The 775-nt window shown below is 55.9% G+C and carries 1 protein-coding gene; it reads left to right on the top strand.

Going from position 1 to position 775, the window contains the following annotated elements; translation table 11 throughout:
* Positions 1–302 precede the first annotated feature (302 nt).
* A partial coding sequence (locus tag B4U49_RS00375) for a TonB-dependent receptor plug domain-containing protein (RefSeq protein ID WP_143735427.1) occupies positions 303–775 on the top strand: 473 nt, incomplete at its 3' end.

Below are 775 nucleotides of genomic sequence, written 5' to 3'. Positions count from 1 at the left end.
GGCGCCTAGCTCGGTTCTGAAAACAGGTACCCAGTACTCTGCCGCCACCACACTGCGATTAGACTTTCGCCCCTACCGCCCCACACAAGAAACAAAATTGCGATCAAACTGTAACTTTTGGTAGGGTAATTCCAGAGCTTTGCCATTATGGCGCTCTTTTTTTCTTGGATCTCTTTTGCAAGAGCACCAGTTCAATCACAACGATGCAACATCGTCGTGCACCCCGGGCAAAGACGCCCGCTATTCAATCGCGCAATCCAGCTCGGATACCAACGGAACACGCGTGATCACAAGGAGAAAACATGACTGCACCAAACCGCAGCAAGCTTCACCATTCTGACGCACAAGCACCCAGACTCACCCTGCCCGGCCGCACACTGTTGTTCAGTGCCATTGCGCTCGCAGGCACCCTCGGAGCCAGCAGCGCCCTCGCCCAGCAATCCGTACTGGAAGAAGTCACCGTGACGGCACAAAAGCGCGAGCAGTCCATGCAAGACGTCTCCGTCGCCGTCAGCGCATTTTCCGGGGACGCGATCGATAAAATGGGTTTTGAAGAAGGACTGGATATTACCCAGCAGGTACCGAATATGAACTTCTTCGCCATCTTCGGCGAAGCGTCCAGCCCTTCCGTCAGCCTGCGCGGTATCAGCCTCGTGAATTTCTCCGACTCCTGGGAATCCCCGGTATCCATCTATGTAGACGACGTCTACCGCGGCAACCCGGCCGGCTCCGCGATCCAGTTGTTCGACCTTGAGCGCGTGGAAGTACTGCGCGG

This window comes from Microbulbifer mangrovi (assembly GCF_002009015.1).
Taxonomy (GTDB): Bacteria; Pseudomonadota; Gammaproteobacteria; order Pseudomonadales; family Cellvibrionaceae; genus Microbulbifer; species Microbulbifer mangrovi.
The sequence above is the reverse complement of the archived record's forward strand: the minus strand, read 5'-3'. Positions and strand labels throughout refer to the sequence as shown.